The organism is Gemmatimonadales bacterium, assembly GCA_041390145.1.
Lineage (GTDB): Bacteria > Gemmatimonadota > Gemmatimonadetes > Gemmatimonadales > GWC2-71-9 > SPDF01.
The window spans coordinates 187,617-212,175 of sequence record JAWKQM010000002.1 but is presented as its reverse complement, the minus strand read 5'-3'; the positions used below and the strand labels follow the sequence as shown (position 1 = coordinate 212,175).

The window sequence follows — 24,559 nt, the reverse complement described above, 5'->3', positions numbered from 1 at the left end:
AATGGCGAACGCATTTGCGGGAGTGGATTTCTACGACGTCGACAGCCTGCTTTCCGAGGAGGAGCGCGCGGTGCGGGACACCGTGCGCGCCTGGGTCGAGGAGCACCTGATGCCGGTCATCGGGGACGCCTACGTCGAGGGCGAGTTTCCGAAGCAGCTGATTCCCGGCATGGCGGAGCTGGGCGTCCTCGGCGCCAACCTCCCCGAGGAGTATGGCTGCGCCGGGCTCAACAACGTGTCGTACGGCCTCATCATGCAGGAGCTGGAGCGGGGAGACAGCGGGATTCGTTCCTTTGCCTCGGTGCAGGGGGCGCTGGTGATGTACCCCATCTTCACCTTCGGCTCCGAGGAGCAGAAGAAGTATTGGCTGCCCCGGCTCGCCTCCGGCGAAGACATCGGCTGTTTCGGCCTGACCGAGCCCGACTACGGTTCCAATCCCGGCGGGATGATCACCACCGCCAGGGAGACGAAGGACGGGTGGCTGCTGAACGGCGCCAAGATGTGGATCACCAACGGCTCCCAGGCCACGGTCTCGATCATCTGGGCCAAGACGGGCGGGATCGATGACGTGAAGTCGATCCGCGGCTTCATCGTGCCGGCCAGCACCAAGGGCTACACCGCCAAGGACCAGAAGGGGAAGCTCTCCCTCCGCGCGAGCGACACCAGCGAAATCGTGCTGCAGGACTGCCTCGTCCCCAAGGACGCCATCCTGCCCAAGTCGGGCGGGATCAAGAGCCCGCTCATGTGCCTCACGCAGGCGCGCTACGGCATCGCGTGGGGCGGCATCGGCGCGGCGATGGCCTGTTACGACGAGGCGCTGAGCTACTCCAAGGAACGCATCATGTTCGGGAAGCCGATCGGGCAGACGCAGTTGCAGCAGTCCCGCCTGGCGGAGATGCTCACCGAGATTACCAAGGCGCAGCTGCTCACGCTGCAGCTCGGCCGCCTCAAGGACCGCGGCACCATGACGCCGGACCAGGTCTCGCTCGCCAAGCGCAACAACATCAACATGGCCTGTGAGGCGGCGCGCGAGGCGCGTCGCCTGCTCGGCGCCAACGGCATCCTGGTGGAGTACCACTCGATGCGGCACATGGCCAACCTCGAGTCGGTCTATACCTACGAGGGGACGCACGACATGCACACCCTCATCCTCGGACAGGCCGTCACCGGCCTGCCAGCGTTCTAGCAACGAATTCGCACGCAGGGAGTTGACGTGAAAATCGCCGTGTGCATCAAGCGGGTGCCGGACATGGACCTGCGCTTCGCCATCGGGGCCGATGGCAAGGCGCTGGATCCCGCCGGCCTCAAGTTCGACATCGCCGACTTCGACGGGTACGCCGTGGAGGCGGGGCTGCGACTGGTGGAGAGTCAGGGTGCGGGCGAGGTGGTGGTGGTCTCGGTTGGCCCCGCCGCCGTGCAGGAGACCCTCCGCAAGGCGCTGGGCATGGGCGCCCACCGCGCCATCCAGCTCGACGCCGCGGAAGTGCCCTTCGACGGGATGGCGATTGCCGCCGCCCTGGCCGCCGAGCTCAAGGAGGGCGGCTACGACCTGATCCTCTTTGGCCGGATGGCCACCGACAGTGCCAACCAGACCGTCGGGCCGATGACGGCTCACCTCATGGGCCTGCCGTGCGTCACCGCCATCTCGAAGCTCGACGTCGCGGATGGGCGCGGCACCGCCGAGCGCCAGCTCGAAGGCGCCAGCGAGACGGTGGAGTTTCCGCTGCCGGCCATCATCACCATCGACGAAGGGCTCGGCCGGCCTCGGCTTCCCTCGCTCAAGGGGATCATGGCCGCCAAGAAGAAGCCGCTCGAGGTCAAGCCGGCGCAGTTGGGTGCGGCCAACCTGACCGTGGACGTCATCGCCCTGCCACCGGACCGCCCGCCCGGTCGGATCATCGGCGAGGGCGCGGACGCGGTGCCGGAACTCATCCGGCTTCTCCAGACCGAAGCGAAGGTGCTCTGATGGCCAACATGTTTGCATTCGCCGAGTCGCGGGGCGGCGCGCTTCGCAAGGTTGCACTCGAAACCGTCAGCGCCGCGCGGCAGGCGGCGGACGCCACCGGCGGCGGCGAGGTGCACGCCCTGCTGATTGGCGCGCCGGGGATCGGCGCCAAGGCCGAGGCCCTGGGCCGTGCCGGCGCGGATGTCGTGGTGGTCGTGGAGCACGCCGACCTCGCGCGGTACAGCCCCGAGGTGTTCGCGGCCACGGCGGCCGCGCAGGTGAAGAGCGGTGGGTACCGCGGCGCCTTCTTCGCCGCCTCCGCCGAGGGGCGCGACCTCGCCCCGCGGGTCGCCGCCACGCTTGGCGTCAGCATGGCATCGGACCTGACCAGCTTTGCCTTCGAGGGCGATGTGCTGATTGGCCAGCACCCGACGCATATCGGCAAGATCGTCACCACGGTGCGATTGGCCGGTACGCCGGCCGTCGTCACCTTGCGGCCCGGAGCGGTGCTCGCAACCGACGCCGACCGGACCGCGCGTGTGCAGCAGGCCGAGCCGGCGCTCGATCCGGCGTCGGCGCGGGTGGTGGTCACGAAGGTGGGTGGGAGCGGTGACGCGCAGCTGGACCTGGCCGACGCGCCGGTGGTCGTGGCCGGCGGCCGGGGGCTGCGCGAGGCCGCCAACTTCGCGTTGATGGAGGAGCTGGCCGCCGCGTTCGGCAACGCCGCCGTCGGTGCCACACGGGCCGTCACCGACGACGGATGGCGGGATCCCTCCACCCAGATCGGTCAGACCGGGCGCATCGTGAGCCCGGACCTGTATGTCGCGGTGGGCATTTCCGGCGCCATCCAGCATCTGGCCGGCATGCGAACCTCCAAGACGATCGTGGCGATCAACAAGGACAAGGACGCCCCGATCTTCAAGCTGGCCGACTACGGCATCGTGGGCGACTTGTTTGAAGTGGTGCCCAAGCTCACCGAGGAAGTGAAGAAGGCGCGAGCGGGCAGCTAGCGAGGTGCGAAAGGACACACGGACGGGCCGCCTGAAATCTCCAGCGCGGCCCGTTTGTGTGACCGGTCAGTGCCAGCCACCCGGAATGAGGCGGGGGACCCGGGCCGCGTACTCCTGATACCCCTGGACGCGGGTGCGCAGCCAGGCTTCTTCCACACGCGCCTTCTGCTCGAAGTACGCAAGGGCGACGACGAGCACCGTCGCACCGGCCCACCCGCCGGCGCGAATCGTGGCGTAGCCGGCGAGCGCCAGGGAGACGCTGAGATAGATGGGGTGGCGCACGAGCCGGTAGATCCCGCGGGTCACCAGTCGCGCGCCGGGAAGGGGCTCGGTGGCCGGGGTGAGGTTCGGGCCGAGGGTCAGCGCCCCGAAGGCCATCCCGAGGACTGCGGCGGCGGTCATGAGGCCGCCCAGCAGGCGCCAGGCGGTGCCGGGAGCCGGCAGCCCGAGCAGACCCGCGGCCCAGGGCACTCCGAAGATCACCAGGATCCCGAGGAGCGCCTGACCCCACACCCACGGGTCGCGCGCCGCCGTCCGTCGAGCCATGGTACGCCTCCCCGTCAGGATGATGTGGTCGCCCCGCAGGTTATATTCTCTCTGCCATTGCCGTCGACCGCAATCCAAGGAGCTTCCGCCGTGTCCTCCATCCTGCCCAGTCGCCATCAGCAAGCGCTGCCGTTCGGGAAGCTCCTTCTCGATGAAGCGCCGGGTGCGGAAGCCATCGAGATGGATGTGCTGTTTGTCGGCGCCGGGCCCGCCGGGCTGGCCGGCGCCATCGAACTCGCCCGCCTGGCCAAGGCCGATCAGGAGGCCGGAGGCGGGCTCGGCGAGTTGAACATCGGTGTCCTGGAAAAGGCCGCGGGCCTCGGCGAGCACAACCTCTCGGGTGCCGTCGTGAATCCCCGGGCATTCCGGGAGCTCTTCCCCGACCTGACCGATGCCGACTTTCCCTTCCGCCAGCGGGTGGACGCGGAGGCGGTCTATTTCCTCACCGAAGGCGCGTCCCGCCGCATTCCGACGCCGCCGACCATGCACAACACCGGCAACTATTCCGCCTCCATTTCTGAAATGGTGCGCTGGCTCGGTCAGAAGGCGGAGGAACTGGGCGTCAACGTCTTTACCGGGTTCCCGGTGGACGCGCTGCTCGTCAAGGAGAAGGCGGTCTGCGGCGTCCGCACCACGCCGAGCGGTCTCAACCGGGATGGCACGCCGGGGAGCGACTACGCGGAGCCGACGGACCTGACGGCGCGGGTGACGGTGCTCTCCGAGGGCACGCGCGGCGCCCTCTCGCAGGCGTGGTGCACCTGGCAGGGCGTGACCTCGCCCAATCCGCAGATCTTCGCCCTCGGGGTGAAGGAAGTGTGGAAGGTGGCGCGGCCGCTCGATCGGGTCATCCACACCATGGGGTGGCCGCTCCCCAGCGATGTGTTCGGCGGCAGCTGGTGCTATCCCCAGGGCCCCGACCAGGTGTCGATCGGCCTCGTGGCGGGGCTTGACTACGGCAACGCGAAGCTTGATGTCCACACCCTGCTGCAGCGCATGAAACTCCATCCCCTTTTCCGCGAAATTCTTGACGGCGGCGAGCTGGTCGAATGGGGTGCCAAGACGATTCCCGAGGGTGGCTTCCACGCCCTGCCGAGTCGGCGCACCGGCGATGGGCTGGTGATTGTCGGCGATGCCGCGGGATACGTCGACGTGCCCTCGCTCAAGGGCGTGCACTACGCCATGCAGTCGGGGATCTATGCGGCCCGCGCCATCTTTGCCGCGTTGAAGCAGGGCGATACCTCAGCGGCGGCGCTTGCCGAGTCCGACCGGATGGTCGACGCGAGCTATATCCGCGACGATCTCTACAAGACGCGCAACATGCGTCTTGCCTTCAAGGATGGATTCCTGATGGGGGCGGCAAAGGCGGGATTGATGACACTGACCCGGGGACGGTTTCCCGGAGGCAGGATCTCCATGCACGCCGACGCCGATGCGCCGAGAGCCGACGGGGGCGAGACGACGCTGGTGCCGGATGGGGTGCTGACATTCAGCAAGCTTGATGCGGTCTTCAAGTCCGGCAACGCGACCCGCGATACCATTCCCAGCCACCTGCTGGTCGGGCCGGACATCAGTGCCGAGGTGGCGGACTTCTATGTCCATCTCTGTCCGGCGGGGGTGTACGAACGCGACGGCGACGAGCTGCGCGTGAACCCGCCCAACTGCATCGATTGCAAGGCAACGGACATCCTCGGTCCGCGCTGGACGCCGCGCGAAGGCGGCAGCGGCCCCCGCTACCGGGTGATGTAGCTGATGTCGAACCGCAAGCGGGATTTCATGGGGCTGGCGGCGAACGATTTCGCCCAGGAGACAGCCCGTGACCGGCTCTGGGCCGCGCCCGATCCGATGCTCATCGATGCCGGGGCCCACGGCGAGCTCCTAGTGGCGAAGGTGCGCATTGCGCTGGTGTCGCTGGTCCTGCTCATCCCGATCTACAACGTCATCGCCACGCCCTATCTCATCGAGGCGTGGGTCGGCCTGGTGGCAACGCTGGCGGCGCTGGTCTTCGCGGTGGTGATCTGGGGAGTGGTGCGCCGGGGGTTTTATCGGCCATGGCTGGGCTTCATGACCAGCGCGGTGGATGTCACCTTCGTCACCGCCACCCTGGTGGCCTTCCTGGCCATGGGCACCCCGCACGTGGCGGTGAACAGCCGCATCATGTACAGCGTCTACTTCTTCTCGATCGGCGCCTCCAGCCTCCGGTATGACACGCGCATCTGCATCGTGACCGGTGCGTTGGCGGTGGTGCAGTACGCGGCGGTCGTTGTGGCGGCGGGGCTGCTCTGGGACCTGAACGACCTCCGGTACGCCCCGTTCACCTACGGGATGGTGAGCTGGGGCGACCAGATCGGCCGCCTCATTCTCCTCGCCACGTCTGGTGTCCTCGCCACGGCCATCGTGGACCGCTCCCGCCAGCTCCGCCACCTCTCGGCGCTCGATCGCCTGACCGGCCTCCTGAATCGCGGGTACTTCGAGACCCGCTACCAGGCGGAAGTGGCACGCGCCCGCCGGCATGGCCACCCGCTGGCGGTGGCCCTGCTCGACCTGGATCGTTACAAGAACTTCAACGATCGCTACGGCCACGCGAGCGGCGACGTGGCACTCCGGGTCCTCGCCGACACGCTGTTGAAGGGGCTGCGCGCCACGGATATCGTGGCGCGGTACGGCGGGGATGAGTTCGTGGTCCTGCTGCCCGAGACCAGCCCGGGGGCGGCGTTCGAGAAGATGGAACAGCTGCGGTTGGCGGTGGCCCGGGCCGAGTTCGCGATTCCGCGCCACGACCTGACCGCGCAGATCACCCTGAGCGCGGGCATCGCATCCTTGCCGGACGACGGCACCGACCCGGTCGAGCTGCTCGAGGTGGCGGACCAGCGGTTGTTTGCTGCCAAGGACGGCGGCCGCAACCGGGTAGTCGGTCCGCAGGACTAGGCGACCGCCGCCTCCTCGTCCCGGGCAATCCGCTGGCCCTCGCCGACGTCCACCTTTGCCAGCAGGGCGCCGCCCACCAGGAAGAACACCACCACCGAGAGCAGGGCCGCCCGGCTTGAGCCGGTCGCCAGGATCGCCACCGAGAACATGGCCGGCCCGAGTATCCCTGCAAACTTCTCGAACACGGCAAAGAACCCGAAGAACTCTCCCGAGAGATGGCGCGGCACCATGCTCGCGAAGAGCGAGCGACTGAGCGCCTGGACCCCTCCCTGCACCATCCCCACCAGCACAGCCAGCAGGATGAAGTCCCGGTCACTGCGCATGAAATACCCCAGCACGCTGATCCCCAGGTACGTGGCCAGGCCGACGAAGATGGCCGGGCGGGTGCCGACCCGCTTTGCCAGCGCGCCGAACAGGTACGCGAAGGGGACACCGACGAACTGCACGAGGGCGATGGCCGCGATCATGGTGGTGCGGGTAATGCCGATCTCTGCCCCGTAGATGGCGGCCATCCGGATGATGGTGCCGACGCCGTCGTTGTAGATCAGGAACGCCAGCAGCAGCAGGAAGGCCTGCCGATAGCCCCGCAGCTTTCGAAACGTGGCTCCGAGGCGCCGGAAGGACGCGCGTATCGCGCCCAGTCGGGCCTCCTCGGCGTCCAGGGCGCGACCGGGCGGCTCGGGCACGTGCCGGAACAGAGGAATGCTGAAGCCTGCCCACCAGAGCGCCGTGAGGACAAAGGTCAGGCGCGTGGGCAGCGTCGCCTGGCTGGGGGTAAGCCCGTCGCCGGCGGGGAGGCCAAAGGCCGCCGGGGCCATCACAATGGCCAGGCAGGCCAGGAGAAAGAGCCCGCCCCCCAGGTAGCCGAGGGCGTATCCCGCGGTCGAGACCCGGTCCATCTCCTCGGGCGCGGCCACGTGCGGGAGGAGGGAGTCGTAGAACACGAAGCTCCCGTTGACGCCGATGTTGGCCAAGATGAACAACCCCGCCGCGAACAGCCACTCCCCGCGCTGAATGAAGAACATGGCCGCCACGGCGCTTGCGCCGAAGACCAGGAACGCCGCGAGCAGTTTCTTCTTCGTGGCCGAGTGGTCGGCGATGGCTCCCAGAATTGGTGACAGCACCGCGATGATGGTCAGGCCGATTGTCGTGGCAATGCTGAACCTGGAGGTCGCCTCCGACGGGGGCATCCCGCTGGCGGCGACCGCGGTGAAGAAGATCGGGAAGATGGCGGTGACGATGACGACGTACATCGCCGAGTTGGCCCAGTCGTAGAGCATCCACGCCCGGACTTCGCGGCGATCCAGGGAGAGCCCGCTGGCCAGCCGTCCGATCCAGCTGCTCATGGTGTCTTCCTCGGCCTGGAGAAGCCGCTGGCGACCGCGGCGTTGATTCGCCGTGGGGTCAGGCGGGTGAGCCAGGCGAGGACTCTTGGCACCGACCCGGACATGCTGTGGCTGGCGTTCCTTTTGTAGGCGCGGAGCCCGGCGCGCGCCACCGCCACGGGTGACCGCATCGAAAAGATGGCCGGGGGCTTTCGCATCCCCGCCGCGTCAAAGAAGCGCGAGTCGACCGGCCCGGGGCAGAGGCAGGCGCATCGGACCCCCGTGCCACGCAATTCGAAGTTGAGTGCCTCGCTCCATGCGAGCACGTACGCCTTGGTCGCCGCGTAGACTGCGAGCCCGGGCATCCCCTGGAAGGCGGCAATGCTGGCAATGTTCAGCACGCCTCCCCGTCGCCGCTCCACCATCCCCGGCAGCAGCCGCAGGGCGAGCTCCGTGGCGGCGTGCACGTTCAGGTCGATCACCTTCAGCTGGGCTTCCACTGGCGTCCGGACGGCGCGCCCCACGACGCCCGCCCCGGCGTTGTTGATCAGGTGGTCCACCGTGACGCCATCGACGTCGAGTCGTTGCAGCAGCGCCGAGATCCCTCCGGGTGCCGCCAAGTCCAGCCCAATGGTCACCACGGGAGCGCCGTGCTGTCGTGCCCTGGTGGCCACGGCCTCAAGTCGCACCTGGTCGCGGCCCGCGAGGACGAGCCGTGCGCCGGTCGGGGCCAGTTCGTTGGCAAAGGCCGCGCCGATGCCGCTCGAGGCGCCGGTGATCAGGACGGTGGTGTCTTCGAAGAGCATGGCGGTCATCCCCGCTCCGCGGCGGCGATCCGGGTCTTACGCATCGAGATGACGACAGAAACGACAAGAATCGCCAGGATAACGCCGAGCGAAAGCCCAATCGGCACGGGAAGGACTCCGTTGATGAGCATCTTGACCCCGACGAACACGAGGATGGCGGCGACGCCCGGCTTGAGGTACTCAAACCGGTCCATCATGCCGGCCAGCACGAAGTACAGGGCGCGCAGTCCGAGCACCGCGAAGACGTTGGAGCTGTATACGATGAAGGGATCACGGGTCACGGCAAAGATGGCGGGGATGCTGTCGATGGCGAAGACGAGATCCGACCACTCCACCATGAGCAGCACCAGCAGCAGTGGCGTGGCCATCCAGCCGGCGCGGGTGCGGGTCAGGAACTGCTGGCCGTCATAGTCGTCGGTCATCGGGATGATGCGTCGGGCCATCCGGACCAGCGGATTGCGCCCCGGCTCGATCCGGGCCTCCGAGCCCCGAAACATCCGCACACCGGTCAGGACCAGGATGCCGCCGAAGACGTAGATGATCCAGTGAAACTCGACCAGGAGGAGCGCGCCGAGGCCGATCATCATGCCGCGCAGCACCAGGGCACCGAGGATGCCCCACTTGAGGATCCGCGGTTGCAGCTCGGCGGGCACGGCGAAGTACTGAAAGATCAGGAGAAAGACGAAGAGATTGTCGACACTCAGCGAGAGCTCGATCACGTACCCGGCATAGTATTCCAGTGCCGGCTTGGTGCCTTCCTGGAGCCAGAGGAAGGCGCCGAAGAGCAACGCGATCGTGATCAGTCCGCCGCTCCAGCCGATCGCCTCCTTGAAGGTGAGGACGTGGGAGCGCCGGTTGAGGACGCCGAGATCGAGGATCAGCAGCGCGGCAATCAGGGCGGTGAAGCTGAACCACACCTCCGGAGTGTGGACGCCCATTCAGAAGCCCGGTTCGGCCCGGTGCACCGGATCCTGCAGGACCAGCGCCGGGACGAGTTCACCGACCTTGGTCTCATGGCGTCCCTCGGCCACCACCAGCAGCGCGTTGGCACGCACCATCGAGGTGAGAATACCGGAGCCCTGCGGGCCAGTCAGCTTCGCTTCCGGCCCCGTGGGAGTTTCGGTGACGACCGCCCGCAGGAAGTGCTGCAGTGTCGGGCGCAAAGTGATCGCCTCGGCCATCCGTACCGGGATGGTGCGCCGGAAGGGCAGGCCATGCCCTGCCATCGCACGGATAGCGGGACGGACGAAGAGTTCGAAGGTCACCATCGCGCTCACCGGATTGCCCGGGAGCCCGATCCACGGGATGCCGAGCACCCGCCCGAAGCCGACCGGGGCCCCCGGCCGCATCCGGAGCTTCCAGAAATCAATAGCACCACCCAGCCCAGCCACCGCATCGCGAAGGTGGTCGTGCTCGCCGACGCTGATACCGGCGGTGGTGACCAGGAGGTCGCATTCAGGCGCCCGGGCCAGGTGCGTCCGCACGCTTTCCAGTGTGTCGCGCGCAATTCCGAGTGGCAGGGGCACCCCGCCGGCCAGTCGGATGAGGGCATGGAGGGAGTGACTGTTGGAGCTCGCGATCTTCCGGCCGCTCAGGATCTCGTCCGGTTGATCGACATCCACGATCTCGTCGCCACCACCGAGAATGCCGACGATCGGGCGCCGGAAGACCAGCGGATGCGCCACTGCCATCGACGCCAGCACGCCCAACTCCGCCGCTCCGAGCTCGGCGCCGGCGTCGAGGACCGTGGCACCCTTGCGGATGTCCTCGCCGGCGCGCCTGATGTTGACACCGACATCGCGGTCGCTCCGGATGGCCACCCGTTCACGGCCGAGGTCGGTGTCTTCCTGGCGGATGACGCTGTCGGCGCCGGCCGGCAGCGGGGCGCCGGTGAAGATCCGGGCGCACTCGCCCGGTGCGAGGGTGTGGGTGGGGAATCGACCGGCCGGGATCTGCTCCACGACGCGCAGGTGGACCGGTTGCGCTTCCGTGGCGCCGCGGACATCCGCGCCGCGGGCCGCGTAGCCATCCATGGCTGAATTGGTCCACGCGGGCAGGTCGAGCGGGCTAACGAGGTCGTGCGCGAGCACCGCGCCGAGCGCGTCGTCGAGCGGGAGGCGCAGCGTCGGTTGCCGGGGAACCGCCGCCACGATGCGGAGAGCGGCCTCCCGCGCGGCGAGCGCGGTCACGGCCCGATGATCCGGGCCCCGTCCCATCCGATGTTGGCCAGGAATTGGAGCCACATCGTGTCGCGGAAGCGGAGCACCCGGCAATCGGCCTCAAGGTCCTCATCGGTCACGATGGCCAGCCACTGCTCGGCCGCGGCCGACGTCGCGTCGAAAATCGGCTGCTTGGCGGCCACGCCACGGAAGACCTCAATTTTCGGCAGGGGGTACGCCGTGAAGCCCTCCACGAGCACGATGTCGGCGCCGTCGAGGTAGCGCCGTGCAAGGGCGATGGGGTCCTGGTCGTCGGGAGCGCGCTCGAAGAGCACCCGAAGGTCGGGCGAGGCGACCAGCACCCGTTCGGCCCGTCCTTCGTGGAAATGCCGGTAACTGTCTGTACCCGGGGTATCCACCGTCGCCGGGTGACTGGCGTGCTTGATGGTCATGACCCGCTTGCCGCGCCGGACATACTCGGCCGACAGCGCCACGGCCAGGGTGGTCTTGCCGGAGTTCTTGCGGCCTACGATTGAGAGGATGCGAGTCGCCGCCACAGCGCGTCCGCCTGGGTGAGGTCGTCCTGGGAATTCACGTTGAAAAAGAGGGTGGAGGGGTCGCCGAATCCGGCGACCGTCTCTGCAGGGAGGATACAGGTTCTGACGGCGGAGTGGAAGGCGATGGCCCGGAGGTCGCCCGCCGCAATGGCCGATTGGATGGGGGCTTCGCAGGCAGGGCCGTACCCGGCACACATCGGTTCGACGCCGCGGCGCCCCCCGCTGGCTGGGAGCACGGCGTCCGCGTCCTCCAGCTCCGCGGCCAGCCGCCGCAGGAGGGAAGCTGGCACGAAGGGCATGTCCCAGGCAACGCAGACAACCGGCGCGGGGTCTGCGCTGACGGCGGTGAGGATTCCCCCCAGGGCGCCCGCACCCGGGTGGACGTCGGGAACGACGTCCAGCCCGGGGCGCCACGCCGAGGCGTCGGGGTCGTTCGCGATCAGGAGGGGGAGGGTGCCGAGCGCCTCACGAAAGCGCTCGACGAGCAGATCGAGGATGCGGACGCCGCCCACCCGCTCTAGCCCTTTCGGGCGGCCCCCAAACCGGGTGGCTCCGCCGCCCGCGAGAATCGCGCCCCGCACTTGGCGGCGGCCGGGGTCAGTACCGACGGCCGCGCTTCTTTTCAAGCATGATGTCCGCGGCGAGCACTACACTCCAGAGATTCTTCCACTGGTTCACGATCACCGGATCGGCGATGCCGGGGTTGGTCGGTCCTGCCACCGTGGCGATCTGCACCAGGTTGTCGCGCACCTCGGCGCGCAGTTGCCAGCCCTTGCCGAGGGCGGTCGTGAGGCCGGCGCCGAACACGAAACCCAGGGTGACGCGGGTGTTGGAAGGATCGTCGTACACGACGAATTGCAGGCTCTCGGATCCACCAGTGGCCGAGTCGCTGACCACGATCGTCCCCTCGGTCGCGACCGGGCTGAGGTTGCTGAAGAGGAGGCCGACCTGGCCTCGAACGTATGGGGAAATGGGCTGGTCGGCGCCGGCGCGCAGGACCGGCCCGAGACTCACCAGCACCGCGGAACTGGACTTTGACGAACCGTTGATGCTGTTGCAGAGTTCCTGGGTCCGCGGATTGGGTGTGGCGGTAACGACGCTGCACCCGTCCGTCGTGCCGGTCCCCGTGAAAAAGACCTCACCGACGAACCCAAGCGCCGGCTTGGGGAAGTACATGCCTGAGAAGAGGACCCCGATTCCGCCGGAGATATTGCGGTCGAGATCGATCAGGTCGAATCCGGTCCCTGGCACCAGGATCGGCTGGTCCTGGACGGACCAGAGGTCGGTGCCGCCCGTCCAGGTCAGGCCCATGGTGAAGACGAGGCGAGCCTCGTCCTCGGTCTTCTGGGCATCTGCTGGTTGGGCAATGGCAAAGGTCCCAAACACAAACAGAATGAGCGATGCGCGCATCACGCCCCCAGCGAATGGTGGTCAACGGCCAGGCAGCGGTCCATCACGACGGTGATGCCGGCTTCCCGCAGTTTCCGGGCGGTCGGTTCGTCCTCGACCCCGAGTTGCATCCAGACCAGCCGGGGTCGCACCTCGAGGATCTCGTCGAGGAGCGCGGGGACGAATTCCGACCGGCGGAAGATATTGACGATATCGATCGGGCCGGTCGTGGCCGCCGACCGGAGGTCGCGATGTACCGGTTCACCCAAGGTGACGCCGCCGGCGGGGTGGATTGGCACAATCTCGTAGCCCTGCCCCTGCATGTACGCCGACACGCTATGGCTTGCCCGGTGTGGCTTTCGGCTCAAGCCGACCACGGCGATGCGCCGGGACGCCCCCAGGATCGCCCGCAGTTCCTCGTCGCTGGGCGCTGTCACGGCGCGTCACTCCCCGGTCGATGCAACTGCGGCGTGCCGCTCACGGCACGCCCCACGAGCACCATCCCCGAGCGGCGCGCCACCTCGACCGCCAGCGTGGACGGCACCGACGGGGTGGCGACCCAGGCGAGTTCGGCGCGGGCCGCCTTGAACGCCAGTTCCGCCGAGATACGGCCGGTGACGAGGAGGCCCAGCCCGGCCACGGATTGCCTCGCCAGCAGCGCCGCCCCCAGCACCTTGTCCACGGCGTTGTGCCGCCCGATGTCTTCCGCATGATGAAAAAGGACCAAACCATCGGTCAGGGCGGCCGCGTGCACCCCGCCGGTGTCTTCGTACCGCGCTCCACGCGCAAACAGCTCCTTGAACCGTTCCCGCATCACGGCGGCCTCGGGCGGGTCGCCTCTGGGCGGCTGCGTCGGCACGGAGGTGGGATCGGCAAGGAAGGTGGATACGGCGCCGCACCCGGACGCCAGCACCGGGCGGCGTCGCTCGGCGGCCACCGCCGCCAGCCGCTCCTCGGAAATGTCTGCCCAGAACCCGAGGTCCGTGGCGCACGGTCGGAGGTGCACCTGGTCGACCGCCGTGATGTAGCCCTCGCCGTGGAGCCACCCGAGGACCAGCTCCTCGAGCAGTTCCGGCGTGCACATCCACGTGACGGTCGGGACCCGGTTGATCTCGAGCCAGACGGGGACCTCCTCGACGGCGACGGGCACGGGTCCCCGACCTCGCCGGCGTGTCGGGGGTGTCGCGTCAGTCAAGGCCGGTGCAGTCCGCATGCAGCGTGTCGTCCTCTGCCACGCGCACTCGCGCCAGCGTGAGGCCTGGCGGGAGCCGCGTGGCGATGCGGGCAAAGAGCCAGCGGGCCAGCGCCTCGCAGGTGGGGAGGGTCACTCCCGGGGCGAAATCGGGCAGGTCCCTGTCAATATGGGTGTCGTGCAGCGGTTTGACGACCTCCTCCTGGAGCAGGAGGTCGAGGACGGGGAGGTCGACGATCGATCCCGACTCCGGATCGAAGGGTCCGGTGACGGTGACGGCGCAGCGATAGTGATGGTCGTGACCGGGTGGGTCGGCCAGCGCCCCGAAGGCGGCGTGGTTCTGCGCGGGGGTCCAGTCAGGTCGCCAGTAGCGGTGCCAGGCGTGAAAGCCGACCGCGCGTGTGAGCGAAACCGCCATCGGGGGCCCCCCTGGGTCAGAACGAGTAGCCGAAGCCGACCTGGTACCAGACGTTCGAGAGGTAGTTGTTGACCGCGTACGATTGGATGAGGCCGGTGATGTCGTCGTAGTACGGGGGAGGATAGGCCAGGCGCCAGAAGGCCCCGCGAATCTCGGCGCGGATGAACGACCGCGGGTTCACGAAGAACCGGGTGCCGGCAAAGGGAGCCCAATAGAACCGCCCGCCGAAGTCAAAGGCTTCCGGGCTCTCGGTAGAGCTGGTCCGCCAGGCGTAGCCGAGGCCGCCACCGATGTACGGTGCGAGCCCGTGCCAGGTCTTTCCCCCCGTGAGCGTGTATTGGACGTCCGTCTCGAACATCCACACCGGGGAGGGGAGGCTTCCGCTGATGGCAAGATTGCCGTCGAGATTTCGATAGACGCGGGCGCCGGTCAGGTCGGCGTACTGGACCGCGAAGGAGAGTTCCAGCGGCCCGCTGACGCTGAGGCCAAACCGTCCGCCGTAGGCGGGGCCATCGTGGGGGCCGAGACCGAGCTTGCCGCCGCTGCCGCCGATGTACCCGAAGAGTGCCGTCAGGGATGTCCGCTTCGTGATGTCCCGGTACGGCGACCGGCTGGGCGGGTACCCGACCTGTGCGTGAACCGGCTGGACCGCCACGAGCAGGGCGAAGATGGCAAGAACGTAGCGCATGCGGTCAGGGCTCCCGGAGGTCGCGGCCCGTCATCTCGGGCGGCGGCGTGATGCCGAGCAGGCGCAGCACTGTCGGACCGACGTCGCGGAGCGCTCCGCCACTGCGGAGTGTGCCCGCGCCGGCACGGACTGCCACCAACGGCACAGGGTTCGTCGTGTGGGCGGTATGTGGGCCGCCGGTCTCAGGGTCCACCATCATTTCACAATTTCCATGGTCCGCCGTCACCAGCACGGTGGCGCCCGTTGCTTCCGCCGCATGGAGCACCCGGCCCAGGCATCGGTCGACCGTCTCCACCGCCTCCACCACTGCCGGCATGACGCCGGTGTGTCCAACCATGTCGGCATTGGCGTAGTTGCACAGCACGAAATCGTGCTCCGGCGCGCGGATGGCACCGCACAGCACGTCCGTGATGCCCTCGGCGCTCATTGCCGGCGCGAGATCGTACGTCGCCACCTTCTGCGACGGCACCAGGATCCGTTCCTCCCCGCGGTACGGCGTTTCGACTCCACCGTTGAAGAAATAGGTCACGTGCGGATACTTCTCCGTCTCCGCCGTCCGCAACTGGGTCCGGCCGGCGTCGGCCAACACCTCCGCCACGATTCGCGCCATCGAGAAGGGCGGAAACGCCGGTGGGAAGGCAAAGGTCTGGTCGTATTGCGTCATGGTGACCAGGCCGGACAGCGCCGGACGCACGCCGGTATCGAAGCCGTCGAACCCGTCGACCGCCAGGGCCCGGCAGATCTGCCGCATCCGGTCGCTGCGGTAGTTGAAACAGAAGATTCCGTCGCCGTCCCGAATCGGGGCCACCGCGGCACCGTCGCGCTCCAGGACAATGGGCTTCACGAACTCGTCGGTTTCGTCGCGCCCGTACGCGTCGCGGACGGCCTGCACCGGGTCGGTCGCCGGTCGCCCGACGCCGCGAACCATGGCCTCGTAGGCAAGTTGGGTACGATCCCAGCGCCGGTCCCGGTCCATGGCGAAGTATCGCCCGGTGAGCGAGGCGATGATCGCCCGCGACCCGGCAATCCGCTCGAGGTCCGACTTGAGGCGCTGTACCACGTCGGCGGCGGACTTCGGTGGGGAGTCGCGCCCATCGAGGAAGCCATGCACCGCAATCCGGGGAACGTCCAGCCGGACGCCCAGTTCGACTGCGGCCAGGAGGTGGGTGTCGATGGCGTGCACCCCGCCGGCACCGAGCAGTCCGAGCAGGTGGAGGGTCCCGCCGTGCTCCCGCAGCCGCTGGCAGAGGTCGACGAGCGGCTGGAGCCGGAAGAACTCCCCGGATTGGATGCTGGCGGAGATCCGGACCAGGTCCTGCGGGACGACCCGTCCCGCGCCGAGATTCAGGTGGCCCACCTCGCTGTTGCCCATCTGCCCTGCCGGGAGGCCCACGGCGAGGCCGCTGGCATCGAGGAGGGTGCGCGGTTCGCCTTCCCAGAGGCGGTGCCAGACGGGGGTCCGGGCGAGCTCAATGGCGTTCCCCTCGCGCTCCGGACGGTAGCCCCACCCGTCCAGCACGATGAGAATCACCTGACGCGCCGGGACGCTGGCGTTTGACATGCCTCTCCGCTGTTTCTACAATGCTGGACAGTGACTTACACCGCGCCGCAATCTAGTCCCGCCCTTCGCCGCCTACCAGTCTGGGCGGCGTTCACGACGCTCTGCCTCGCCGTTGTTCCGACATTGCTTCCCGCCCAGTCACGGGTGACCCAGGCCACCTCCTTCCGGAAGGACCCGGCCGGTACCGTGCTGGCCACCCTCCAGGCGGGGGAATCCGTCAAGACCGGCAAGGCGCAGGGTGACTGGACTGCCGTGACGCTCGAGGGGTGGGTGTTCACCAAGTCCACCAGCGCTACCTCACGTGACGGCTTTGATATCGTGATCACACCGGCGAACGGTGAGAACCTCCGGGCCGCTCCCAATGGAAAGATCCTTGCCCGTCTCGAGGAGGGGGCCCTCCTCAACAAGGTCGGCACCAGGGGGGGATGGACCCAGGTGACCCGGGCGGGCTGGGTGAGCACCAAGGCGCTGAGTGGCACCGCCGTCCCGGCGCAGACGCGCACCACCGCGGCGTCGCCGGACACTGCGGCACCCTCCGCCCCACCCACGGGCGATGCGGCAGACCGGGTCGCGGCGTTGCGACCGACACCCCTCATGCTCACACCCGACGGGCCAGCCGTGGCATCCCTCGATTCGGGGGCATCAGGACAGGTGATCGGCAAGAGCGGGGAGTGGGTCCAGATCCAGCTCCAGGGGTGGGTCCGGGAGACGGATCTCTCCGAGCCGGCCAGCGCGGCGATCCCCGGAGTGACGGTCGCCCAGATCCGTGCCAATCCCTCTCGATACGTCGGCCAGCTGCTGGAGTGGCGGGTCCAGTTCATCAGCATCCAGACCGCCGACGAACTGCGGCCCGAAATCCCGAACGGTGCCCGGTATCTCCTGACCCGGGGACCATTGCCTGAGCCGGGGTTTGTGTACGTCATTGTGACGGCCGCCCAGCTCCCCACCTTTCAGGCCGCCGCGCCGCTCCAGGAGTTCACCATTCGCGGGCGCCTCCGCGCCGCGCAGACACGGTACCTGCCTACGCCCGTGCTGGAACTGGTCCAGGTCGTCGATGCCCAGGGAGGGACGCCGTGAACGATGCGCTGAAGCAGCGGATCCTGCGAAAGCTGGAGAGCCTGAGCGACGAGCGGGGGTACCAGATCCTCGACTACGTCGAGTTTCTTGAGAGCAAGTTCGCGGAACGGGCCGCCCCGACCGGCATTTTTGCGAAGATCACCGAGACGGTCGAAGACACCATGCGCGCGGGCAAGCTCCCGATCCAGGCGATCAGCGGGACCATGGGTGTCATGGACAGCGCGGCCAAGGTGATGAAGGGGTTTGCCGCCGCCGGCAAGACCGTGGTCGATGAGGCGATGCGGGCCTCGGAAGGCCAGCCGCCCCTCGAGGGACCGGCCAAGCCGGCTGCCGCAAAGGCGCCGGCCGCCAAGCCCCCTGCGGCCAAGGCACCGGCCGCCAAGCCCCCCGCGGCCAAGGCGCCGCCCGCGACTCCCAAGTCCGACAACTGATCTCGACCCCGCCCCACCTCCTTCCACTGGATGACACCCATGGCGACTGACGCGGCCGCGCCCGCCAGCGAGGAATTCGTTCGGGGCATCGGCCCCATCCAGGCACTCTCCCTCGTTGTCGGCACAATGATCGGGTCCGGCATCTTCATCGTCTCGGCCGACATCGGCCGGTTGATGGGTGCGTGGGGGCCTGCGGGGTTGATGCTGGTCTGGGTCGTGACGGGTGTCATGACGATGGCCGGCGCCCTGAGCTATGTGGAACTGGCCGCCATGATGCCCAAGGCGGGCGGGCAGTATGTCTTTCTTCGCGAAGGACTCAATCCCCTCGCCGGTTTCCTGTACGGGTGGACGCTCTTCACCGTCATCCAGGCAGGGACCATCGCGGCCGTCGCCGTGGCGTTCGCGAAGTTCCTCGCGGTCCTCCTGCCCGGCATCAGCGATGTCGTGACCCTGTCCCTCGGGAGTATCCGCCTCCCCGGCGCGGCGGACGCGATCGCCATCGGCGTCTCCCCGCAACGGCTCGTCGCGATCGCCAGCATTCTCGGCCTGACGTGGATCAACTATCGCGGCGTGTCGCTCGGCGCCCGATTCCAGACGACACTGACCTTCGCGAAGGTCGGCGCGCTGGCGGGGCTCATCCTGCTCGGCCTGCTGGTGTACCGCCAGCCGGAGACGGTCGCGCTCAACTTCGGCGATTTCTGGGGCTCCGCCCCGTGGACCCTCGCGCTGGTGCCGCTGGTCGGCGCGGCGATGGTCGGCTCGCTGTTCAGCAGTGACGCCTGGAACAACGTGACGTTCGCGGCGGCCGAGGTGCGGAATCCGACGCGCAATCTCCCGCTGGCGCTCGCGGCGGGCACCGCACTCGTGACCCTCTTCTACCTCCTCGCCAACCTCGCCTACCTCAGCGTGCTGCCCCTCATCGGCGATCCGAACGGGGCGACCGCCGTCGCGCGCGGCATCCAGTACGCCTCCGCCGATCGCGTGGGTACGGCCGCGGTCGAGGTGATGCTCGGCTCCGCCGGCGGTGCGGTGATGGCCATTGCCATCATCATCTCCACTTTGGGTTGCAACGCCGGGCTCATCCTCGCGGGGCCGCGCGTCTATTACGCCATGGCGCGGGACCGGCTCTTCTTCGAGCGGGCAGGGCACCTCCACTCGGGCTACCACACACCCGGCTGGGGGCTCTGGATCCAGGCCCTGTGGGCCTCGCTGCTTTGCCTGAGCGGCACCTACAACCAGCTGCTCGACTACGTCATCTTTGCGGCCCTCGTCTTCTACCTGTTGACGACGGTGGCGCTCTTCCGCCTCCGGCGGTTGCAGCCCGACCTGCCCCGGCCGGTCAAGGCGGTGGGGTACCCGGTGGTGCCGGCGCTGTATATCGTCGGCATCGCCGTGCTGCTCGTGGTGCTGCTTGTCGAAAAGCCGCTCTTCACCTGGCCCGGGCTCCTCATCGTGGCCCTCGGGATTCCGGTCTATTTCGTGTGGCGGCGGTCGCGGGCCTGACGGGAACCCGTCTGTGGACTCGCCTTGATTTCGCGGGGGCCGCCCCGTATCCTTCGAGATGGTACCCCCCACGATTCAATCCGGCCCCCCGGGCGCGTCGCGCCAACGGTGGGCCGCGACGCATATGGAGTTCCCGACCTGATGGCTACCATTCGCCCCTCCGTCGGACTGACCTTCGACGACGTGCTACTCGTCCCGCGGCATTCGACCGTCCACCCGCGCGACGTCCGGACCACCTCCCGCTTCACCCGTTCAATCCCCCTCAATGTCCCCCTCGTTTCCGCCGCCATGGATACCGTTACGGAGTCCGAGATGGCCATTGCCATGGCACGGGCCGGCGGCATCGGGGTGCTGCACAAGAACATGTCCATCGAGCGGCAGGCCGCCGAGGTGGACCGGGTCAAGCGCAGTGAGAGCGGGATGATCCTCAACCCGATCACCCTGGGGCCCGACCGGCCACTGCGCGAGGCGTCGGCCCTGATGAGCCGGTTCCGGATCTCCGGGGTGCCGATCGTGGACGCCGCGGGCCGCCTGATCGGCATCGTGACCAACCGGGATCTCCAGTTCGAGCGCAACCTCGATCAGCCGATCCACGAGGCGATGACGAAGGAGAACCTCGTCACGGCGCCCGTCGGCACCACGCTCGAAGCGGCGGAGCGCATCCTGGCCAGGCACCGGATCGAGAAGCTTCCGGTGGTGGACGCCGAGGGCGTGCTCCGCGGGCTCATCACCGTCAAGGACATCTTCAAGCGGGCCCAGCACCCCGACGCCAACAAGGATCAGCATGGCCGACTTCGGGTCGCCGCGGCGGTGGGTGGGACGCCCGATGCGAAGATCCGGGCCAAGGCGCTGGTCGACGCCGGCGCCGACGTGCTGGTCATCGACTCGGCACACGGCCACAGCGAAGGGGTGCTCCAGACCCTGGCCATCCTCCGCGAGGCCTTCCCCGACGTCCAGCTGGTGGCGGGCAACGTCGCCACCGAGGCCGGTGCCCGTGAAATCGTGCGGCGGGGTGCCGACGCGGTGAAGGTCGGGGTGGGGCCGGGAAGCATCTGCACCACCCGCGTCGTCACCGGCGTTGGGATGCCGCAGGTCACGGCCATCATGGACGCGGTGCGCGGGGCGGGGGAGATTCCCGTCATCGCCGACGGCGGCATCAAGTATTCGGGCGACGTGGTCAAGGCGCTGGCATCGGGGGCGGCGTGCTGCATGATGGGGGCGATGCTCGCGGGCACCGAAGAGAGCCCAGGCGAGTCGGTGCTTGCCGAAGGGCGGCGGTTCAAGGTCATCCGCGGAATGGGCAGCCTCGCCGCCATGCAGGATGGATCGGCCGACCGGTACTTTCAGCAGGGCGAAATGGCGCCGTCGAAGATGGTGCCCGAAGGCATCGAGGGCCGCGTCCCCTATCGGGGGCCGGTGGGAGATGTCATCTTTCAGATGGCTGGCGGCCTGCGGAGCGGCATGGGCTACTGCGGGGTGCCGGACATCGCCGCACTGCAGCGCGACGTGGAAATGGTTCAAATCACCAGCGCCGGACTTCGTGAGTCCCACCCCCATGACGTGAAGATCACCCGCGAGGCGCCGAACTACAGCGCCTGATCACCAGCACGTTACCTGCATGCCGGGGCGCCCCGCGCCCTGGCCGTTCCTTCCCTCTTTTCGGAGCACTCGTGAGCGACTCCGCACCAGCCCGCGAAGCCTGGGGTTCCCGCATCGGCCTGATCCTGGCCATGGCGGGCAACGCCGTCGGTCTTGGCAACTTCCTGCGGTTCCCGAAGCAGGCCGTCGAGAACGGCGGCGGCACCTTCATGATCCCCTATTTCATTGCCTTCCTGCTGGTCGGGATCCCGTTGATGTGGATTGAGTGGGGCGTCGGTCGTCACGGCGGGCAGCGCGGCCACGGCTCGGTGCCGGGGATGTTCCAGACCCTCTGGAAGAACCCCATCGCCAAGTACCTGGGCGTGCTGGGCCTCTTCATGCCGATGGTGGTGCTGATCTACTACTGCTACATCGAGTCGTGGACCCTCGCCTGGACCTGGGCGTCGCTGCGAGGCGCCACACAGGGCCTCGACCAGGCCGGGATGCAGGCCTTTTTCAAGTCGTATGTGGACCTGGACAACGGGACCGTCCACGGGTTTTGGACGCCCTTCGCCTTCTTCTTCGCCACCATTGCCGTCAATTTCTACGTGGTGAGCAAGGGGATCTCGGCGGGCATCGAGCGGCTGGCCAAGATCGGCATGCCGATCCTCTTCGTCTTCGCCGCCATCCTCGTCGTCCGCGTGCTCACGCTCGGGGCCCACGACGTCATGATCGACGGAGTCCTCACGCAGTCGAGCCCGCTCGACGGCCTGAACTTCATGTACACACCAAACTGGAGCCTGCTGGCCAGCCCGAAGGTGTGGCTGGCGGCGACCGGGCAGATCTTCTTCACGCTCTCGGTCGGCATGGGCTCCCTGCAGGCGTACGCCAGCTACCTGACCAAGAAGGACGACATCGCGCTCTCGGGCATCGCCACCGCCGCCACCAACGAGACGGCGGAAGTGGTGCTGGGCGGCTCGCTCGCCATTCCGGCGATCGTCGCCTTCTTCGGCGTGGCGGGAGCCACCGCGATCGCCAAGGGTGGCAGCTTTGACCTCGGCTTCATCGCCATGCCGCTGGTGTTCAACCAGCTCCCGGGCGGGGCCGTGATGACCACGGTGGCCGGCGTCATGTGGTTCGGCCTCCTGTTCTTCGCCGGCATCACCTCCTCCGTGGCCATGGCCACGCCGGCGCTCTCGTTCGTCGAGGAGAACTTCGGCTGGACGCGCAAGCGGACCGCCATCGGGCTCGGCGCCATCGCCCTGCTGATCGGCATCCTGCACCTGGTGTACTACACGCAGGGCTTCCTGGAAGAGTGGGACTACTGGGCGGGCACCTTCGGCCTCGTGATCCTGGCGCTGGTCGAGACGATCCTCTTTGTGTGGGTCTTCGGGCCGGACAACATGTGGCGGGAGATTCACGAGGGCGCCAGCATCCGGATTCCGCGCTTCTTCAAGTTCGTGATGACCTTCATCACCCCGGTCTTCCTCCTCGTGATGATGGTCTGGTGGACCGTCCAGGAAGCGGTGCCGACGCTGCTGATGGAGAACATTCCCGAGGCCGATCACAAGGTGCGCTGGGCGTCCCGCGGCCTGATGCTGGCGATCCTGCTCATCCAACTCTGGCTCATCAAGGCGGCCTGGCGCCGCCGCGTCCTCGACGGCAAGGAGGTGGACTGATGAACACCACCGCACTGATCTTCATGGCCGGCGCCTGGACCTTCGTGCTGGGCCTGGTCATCTGGTCGTACCGCAAGCTGTTGTCCACCCCGCAGGAGGAGAAGCTGCCTCCACCGGGATCCATCCCCTGAACTAGCCCATCCGGCCACCGACCCGGCGGAAACCCGACGGGTCGGCGCGGCCGCAGTACGACACATTCCCATTGTCGTCGCCGTTCTCGCCCAACACTGTCCCCTCCGAGGTGGAGCGCCCGATGAGCCTATTCCGCCGTAAGGATGTCGCCGCCCTCCAGGCCGAGCTGGCGACTGATCACAGCCTCAAGCGCACCCTGGGTGCCGGGGGCCTCGTCATGCTGGGCATCGGTGCCATCATCGGCGCCGGCATCTTCGTCCTGACGGGGCAGGCCGCCGCGGCCTATGCCGGCCCGGCCATCGTCTATTCGTTCCTCCTGGCCGGGTTGGCCTGTGCGTTCGCCGGGCTCTGCTACGCCGAGTTCGCCGCGATGATCCCCATTGCGGGGTCGGCATACACCTATGGGTACGCCACGATGGGCGAGTTCGTCGCCTGGATCATCGGGTGGGACCTGATCCTCGAATACCTCTTCGCCGCCTCGACGGTGGCCGTGGGCTGGTCGGGGTACTTCACCTCGCTGCTCCGTGACATGGGGATCAACATTCCCGCGGCCTATACTTCGGCGCCGTACGATCACCATGCGGTCCCCGATGCGGGGCTCAACGTCTGGCGCCTGTTCACGGAAGGGTGGGTCCGCAATCCCGACGCGGTGCTGAACATCCCGGCCATGGTCATCGTGGGCCTGATTTCGGTCCTCCTGATCATCGGCATCAAGGAGTCGTCGCGGTTCAACAACATCATCGTCGTGGTCAAGCTCGCGGTGGTGCTGGCGTTCATCGGCTTCGGCGCGGCCTACATCAACCGCGAAAACTGGGAGCCGTTCATCCCGACCATGACCGAGCCCGGGCACTTTGGCTGGAGCGGCATCGTGCGTGCCGCCGGGGTCATCTTCTTCGCCTACATCGGGTTTGACGCGGTCTCCACGGCGGCCCAGGAGACCAAGAACCCGAAACGCGACATGCCGATCGGCATCCTCGGCTCGCTGATCATCTGTACCGTGCTGTACATCGCCGTGTCGATGGTGCTGACCGGCATCGTGAGCTACAAGGAACTCAACGTGCCCGACCCGATTGCGGTCGGCATCAACGCGGCCGGCCCGGGCCTGGCGTGGCTGCGGCCCTTCATCAAGATCGGCGCCATTGCCGGGCTCTCCTCGGTCATCCTCGTCATGCTGATGGGTCAGCCGCGGATCTTCTATACGATGGCCAAGGACGGGCTGCTGCCGCCCGTGTTCAGCGCCGTCCACCCGAAATTCAAGACGCCCTGGCTCGCGACCATCATGACCGGCGCCGTGGCCATGCTCTGTGCCGGCCTGCTGCCGATCGGCCTCCTCGGCGAGCTGGTGTCGATCGGGACCCTGTTGGCCTTTGCCATCGTCTGCGGCGGCGTCCTGGTCCTCCGCTACACTGATCCGGACATCCCGCGGCCATTCCGCACGCCGCTGGTGCCCCTGGTGCCGCTCCTCGGCGTCGGCATGTGCGTCTACCTCATGTGGGGCCTCCCCGTCGATACCTGGGCGCGGCTCGTCATCTGGATGGCCATCGGTATCGCGATTTACTTCGGCTATGGCCGCAGGCACTCGAAGCTGAACGCCTGACGCCAGGCGTGGAGGTCTGAGGAGTGCGGGGGAGCAGCAGG

At 67.9% G+C, this 24,559-nt stretch carries 25 protein-coding genes; 12 read left to right on the top strand and 13 right to left on the bottom strand.

What is annotated here, in order from left to right:
- Window position 1 precedes the first annotated feature (1 nt).
- The 3 genes from R2910_00985 to R2910_00975 are packed head-to-tail and all read left to right on the top strand — an operon-like array spanning window position 2 to window position 2,955.
- A complete protein-coding gene (locus tag R2910_00985; protein MEZ4411542.1) occupies window positions 2-1,186 on the top strand; it encodes an acyl-CoA dehydrogenase family protein in 1,185 nt (394 codons plus the stop codon).
- A gap of 27 nt (window positions 1,187-1,213) precedes the next feature.
- Entirely contained in the window at window positions 1,214-1,966 is a 753-nt protein-coding gene (locus R2910_00980) for an electron transfer flavoprotein subunit beta/FixA family protein (protein ID MEZ4411541.1), read from the top strand.
- On the top strand, window positions 1,966-2,955 hold the full coding sequence (locus R2910_00975) for an electron transfer flavoprotein subunit alpha/FixB family protein (protein MEZ4411540.1): 990 nt from the start codon (window positions 1,966-1,968) through the stop codon (window positions 2,953-2,955). The genes R2910_00980 and R2910_00975 overlap by 1 nt, the downstream gene beginning before the upstream one ends.
- Window positions 2,956-3,021: 66 nt before the next feature.
- Here R2910_00975 and R2910_00970 read toward each other — a convergent pair whose 3' ends face one another.
- Complete coding sequence (locus R2910_00970) at window positions 3,022-3,501, bottom strand: isoprenylcysteine carboxylmethyltransferase family protein (protein ID MEZ4411539.1); 480 nt, start codon at window positions 3,499-3,501, stop codon at window positions 3,022-3,024.
- A 90-nt stretch (window positions 3,502-3,591) separates the two neighbouring features.
- Here R2910_00970 and R2910_00965 point away from each other — a divergent pair, with 90 nt between their 5' ends.
- Window positions 3,592-5,247: an electron-transfer flavoprotein:ubiquinone oxidoreductase gene (locus R2910_00965; protein ID MEZ4411538.1), complete on the top strand. Its 1,656-nt coding sequence runs from the start codon at window positions 3,592-3,594 to the stop codon at window positions 5,245-5,247.
- A 3-nt stretch (window positions 5,248-5,250) separates the two neighbouring features.
- Window positions 5,251-6,426 (top strand): GGDEF domain-containing protein, encoded by a 1,176-nt coding sequence (locus R2910_00960; GenBank protein ID MEZ4411537.1) that lies wholly within the window; start codon window positions 5,251-5,253, stop codon window positions 6,424-6,426.
- Here the strand turns inward: R2910_00960 and R2910_00955 are convergent.
- From R2910_00955 to gpmI, 12 genes are read right to left on the bottom strand one after another with little or no spacing between them, the layout of a single operon-like run.
- The gene (locus tag R2910_00955) at window positions 6,423-7,772 is read right to left on the bottom strand and encodes an MFS transporter (protein ID MEZ4411536.1); all 1,350 of its coding nucleotides are present in this window, start codon (window positions 7,770-7,772) and stop codon (window positions 6,423-6,425) included. The genes R2910_00960 and R2910_00955 overlap by 4 nt on opposite strands.
- Complete coding sequence (locus R2910_00950; protein ID MEZ4411535.1) at window positions 7,769-8,566, bottom strand: SDR family NAD(P)-dependent oxidoreductase; 798 nt, start codon at window positions 8,564-8,566, stop codon at window positions 7,769-7,771. The genes R2910_00955 and R2910_00950 overlap by 4 nt, the downstream gene beginning before the upstream one ends.
- Window positions 8,563-9,495, bottom strand: a complete 933-nt coding sequence (locus R2910_00945) for a TerC family protein (protein MEZ4411534.1) — start codon at window positions 9,493-9,495, stop codon at window positions 8,563-8,565. Before R2910_00945 ends, R2910_00950 begins: the two co-directional genes overlap by 4 nt.
- Window positions 9,496-10,746, bottom strand: a complete 1,251-nt coding sequence (locus R2910_00940) for a molybdopterin molybdotransferase MoeA (protein ID MEZ4411533.1) — start codon at window positions 10,744-10,746, stop codon at window positions 9,496-9,498. It abuts the gene before it with no gap.
- Window positions 10,743-11,273, bottom strand: a complete 531-nt coding sequence (mobB, locus tag R2910_00935; protein ID MEZ4411532.1) for a molybdopterin-guanine dinucleotide biosynthesis protein B — start codon at window positions 11,271-11,273, stop codon at window positions 10,743-10,745. Before mobB ends, R2910_00940 begins: the two co-directional genes overlap by 4 nt.
- On the bottom strand, window positions 11,243-11,854 hold the full coding sequence (locus R2910_00930) for a molybdenum cofactor guanylyltransferase (protein MEZ4411531.1): 612 nt from the start codon (window positions 11,852-11,854) through the stop codon (window positions 11,243-11,245). The genes mobB and R2910_00930 overlap by 31 nt, the downstream gene beginning before the upstream one ends.
- A 16-nt stretch (window positions 11,855-11,870) precedes the next feature.
- A complete protein-coding gene (locus R2910_00925) occupies window positions 11,871-12,683 on the bottom strand; it encodes a hypothetical protein (protein MEZ4411530.1) in 813 nt (270 codons plus the stop codon).
- On the bottom strand, window positions 12,683-13,099 hold the full coding sequence (locus R2910_00920; protein ID MEZ4411529.1) for a CoA-binding protein: 417 nt from the start codon (window positions 13,097-13,099) through the stop codon (window positions 12,683-12,685). Before R2910_00920 ends, R2910_00925 begins: the two co-directional genes overlap by 1 nt.
- Window positions 13,096-13,812 (bottom strand): formate dehydrogenase accessory sulfurtransferase FdhD, encoded by a 717-nt coding sequence (locus tag R2910_00915; protein ID MEZ4411528.1) that lies wholly within the window; start codon window positions 13,810-13,812, stop codon window positions 13,096-13,098. The genes R2910_00920 and R2910_00915 overlap by 4 nt, the downstream gene beginning before the upstream one ends.
- A gap of 37 nt (window positions 13,813-13,849) precedes the next feature.
- On the bottom strand, window positions 13,850-14,272 hold the full coding sequence (locus R2910_00910) for a 6-carboxytetrahydropterin synthase (GenBank protein MEZ4411527.1): 423 nt from the start codon (window positions 14,270-14,272) through the stop codon (window positions 13,850-13,852).
- A gap of 16 nt (window positions 14,273-14,288) precedes the next feature.
- A complete protein-coding gene (locus tag R2910_00905; GenBank protein MEZ4411526.1) occupies window positions 14,289-14,960 on the bottom strand; it encodes a hypothetical protein in 672 nt (223 codons plus the stop codon).
- Between the two features lie 4 nt (window positions 14,961-14,964).
- The gene (gpmI, locus tag R2910_00900) at window positions 14,965-16,521 is read right to left on the bottom strand and encodes a 2,3-bisphosphoglycerate-independent phosphoglycerate mutase (protein ID MEZ4411525.1); all 1,557 of its coding nucleotides are present in this window, start codon (window positions 16,519-16,521) and stop codon (window positions 14,965-14,967) included.
- 144 nt (window positions 16,522-16,665) lie between these two features.
- Between gpmI and R2910_00895 the strand changes: the two genes are divergently transcribed.
- The 7 genes from R2910_00895 (at window position 16,666) to R2910_00865 (ending at window position 24,518) form a co-directional block, all read left to right on the top strand.
- Entirely contained in the window at window positions 16,666-17,598 is a 933-nt protein-coding gene (locus tag R2910_00895) for a hypothetical protein (protein ID MEZ4411524.1), read from the top strand.
- Window positions 17,595-18,029, top strand: coding sequence for a hypothetical protein (locus R2910_00890; GenBank protein ID MEZ4411523.1), 435 nt, complete (start codon window positions 17,595-17,597; stop codon window positions 18,027-18,029). Before R2910_00895 ends, R2910_00890 begins: the two co-directional genes overlap by 4 nt.
- A 39-nt stretch (window positions 18,030-18,068) precedes the next feature.
- A complete protein-coding gene (locus R2910_00885; GenBank protein MEZ4411522.1) occupies window positions 18,069-19,532 on the top strand; it encodes an amino acid permease in 1,464 nt (487 codons plus the stop codon).
- A gap of 141 nt (window positions 19,533-19,673) precedes the next feature.
- Window positions 19,674-21,131 (top strand): IMP dehydrogenase, encoded by a 1,458-nt coding sequence (gene guaB, locus R2910_00880; protein MEZ4411521.1) that lies wholly within the window; start codon window positions 19,674-19,676, stop codon window positions 21,129-21,131.
- A 71-nt stretch (window positions 21,132-21,202) separates the two neighbouring features.
- Window positions 21,203-22,789, top strand: a complete 1,587-nt coding sequence (locus tag R2910_00875) for a hypothetical protein (GenBank protein ID MEZ4411520.1) — start codon at window positions 21,203-21,205, stop codon at window positions 22,787-22,789.
- Window positions 22,789-22,920, top strand: coding sequence for a hypothetical protein (locus R2910_00870; protein ID MEZ4411519.1), 132 nt, complete (start codon window positions 22,789-22,791; stop codon window positions 22,918-22,920). The genes R2910_00875 and R2910_00870 overlap by 1 nt, the downstream gene beginning before the upstream one ends.
- Window positions 22,921-23,042: 122 nt before the next feature.
- Window positions 23,043-24,518 (top strand): amino acid permease, encoded by a 1,476-nt coding sequence (locus R2910_00865; protein MEZ4411518.1) that lies wholly within the window; start codon window positions 23,043-23,045, stop codon window positions 24,516-24,518.
- Window positions 24,519-24,559: the final 41 nt, after the last annotated feature.

What these genes read in the sequence shown, in the direction of transcription:
- R2910_00955 (MEZ4411536.1), bottom strand. Translation starts at nt 7,772, where the DNA reads ATGAGCAGCTGGATCGGACGGCTGGCCAGCGGGCTCTCCCTGGATCGC.
- R2910_00950 (MEZ4411535.1), bottom strand. Translation starts at nt 8,566, where the DNA reads ATGACCGCCATGCTCTTCGAAGACACCACCGTCCTGATCACCGGCGCC.
- gpmI (MEZ4411525.1), bottom strand. Translation starts at nt 16,521, where the DNA reads ATGTCAAACGCCAGCGTCCCGGCGCGTCAGGTGATTCTCATCGTGCTG.
- R2910_00885 (MEZ4411522.1), top strand. Translation starts at nt 18,069, where the DNA reads ATGGCGACTGACGCGGCCGCGCCCGCCAGCGAGGAATTCGTTCGGGGC.
- guaB (MEZ4411521.1), top strand. Translation starts at nt 19,674, where the DNA reads ATGGCTACCATTCGCCCCTCCGTCGGACTGACCTTCGACGACGTGCTA.
- R2910_00985 (MEZ4411542.1), top strand. Translation starts at nt 2, where the DNA reads ATGGCGAACGCATTTGCGGGAGTGGATTTCTACGACGTCGACAGCCTG.
- R2910_00870 (MEZ4411519.1), top strand. Translation starts at nt 22,789, where the DNA reads ATGAACACCACCGCACTGATCTTCATGGCCGGCGCCTGGACCTTCGTG.
- R2910_00910 (MEZ4411527.1), bottom strand. Translation starts at nt 14,272, where the DNA reads ATGGCGGTTTCGCTCACACGCGCGGTCGGCTTTCACGCCTGGCACCGC.
- R2910_00865 (MEZ4411518.1), top strand. Translation starts at nt 23,043, where the DNA reads ATGAGCCTATTCCGCCGTAAGGATGTCGCCGCCCTCCAGGCCGAGCTG.
- R2910_00960 (MEZ4411537.1), top strand. Translation starts at nt 5,251, where the DNA reads ATGTCGAACCGCAAGCGGGATTTCATGGGGCTGGCGGCGAACGATTTC.
- R2910_00925 (MEZ4411530.1), bottom strand. Translation starts at nt 12,683, where the DNA reads ATGCGCGCATCGCTCATTCTGTTTGTGTTTGGGACCTTTGCCATTGCC.
- R2910_00905 (MEZ4411526.1), bottom strand. Translation starts at nt 14,960, where the DNA reads ATGCGCTACGTTCTTGCCATCTTCGCCCTGCTCGTGGCGGTCCAGCCG.
- R2910_00970 (MEZ4411539.1), bottom strand. Translation starts at nt 3,501, where the DNA reads ATGGCTCGACGGACGGCGGCGCGCGACCCGTGGGTGTGGGGTCAGGCG.
- R2910_00975 (MEZ4411540.1), top strand. Translation starts at nt 1,966, where the DNA reads ATGGCCAACATGTTTGCATTCGCCGAGTCGCGGGGCGGCGCGCTTCGC.
- R2910_00945 (MEZ4411534.1), bottom strand. Translation starts at nt 9,495, where the DNA reads ATGGGCGTCCACACTCCGGAGGTGTGGTTCAGCTTCACCGCCCTGATT.